Annotated in this window: 1 protein-coding gene and 1 pseudogene; both read left to right on the top strand. The window is 46.7% G+C overall.

Annotation, left to right across the window (positions count from 1 at the left end):
- Positions 1 to 189, top strand: a pseudogene (locus R7Z49_RS27460) (methionine ABC transporter permease); the annotation flags it as partial.
- Between the two features lie 32 nt (positions 190 to 221).
- Positions 222 to 525: MetQ/NlpA family ABC transporter substrate-binding protein (locus tag R7Z49_RS27455; protein ID WP_318112826.1), on the top strand; the 304-nt coding region annotated here is incomplete at its 3' end.

Below are 525 nucleotides of genomic sequence, written 5' to 3'. Positions count from 1 at the left end.
ACATTAGTGAGCTACTCTGCGATGGCAGGAACGGTTGGCGGCGGCGGCCTCGGTGACGTAGCCATCCGATACGGCTTCCACCGTTACGACATTACTATCATGGCAGTAACCGTTGTGATGTTGATTGTTCTAGTACAAATTATTCAGTCTATCGGTGACGCAGTGGTGCGCCGTGTAGACCACCGATAAGCATTGAAAATACATATTATAAGGAGATAAACATGAAATTTAGCCTTAAAGGTCTTTTGACTGTAGCAACTGCTGCTTCTGCTCTTGTTCTAGCGGGTTGTGGCGATAAAGAAGTGGACGTAAACAAGGTAAAAGTTGGCGTAATTGCAGGTGCTGAAGCGCAAGTTGCTGAAGTAGCGGCAAAAGTAGCGAAAGAAAAGTACAACCTAGACGTTGAACTGGTTACGTTCACGGACTACGTAACACCAAACGCTGCGCTAGATGACGGCTCTGTAGACGCGAACGCTTTCCAACACAAACCTTACCTAGATCAACAAGTTAAAGATCGCGGCTACA

This window comes from Vibrio sp. 1562, assembly GCF_033340155.1.
GTDB classification, from domain to species: domain Bacteria; phylum Pseudomonadota; class Gammaproteobacteria; order Enterobacterales; family Vibrionaceae; genus Vibrio; species Vibrio alginolyticus.
Note: the sequence above shows the minus strand (reverse complement) of the source record. Positions and strands in the feature narration are given on the sequence as shown.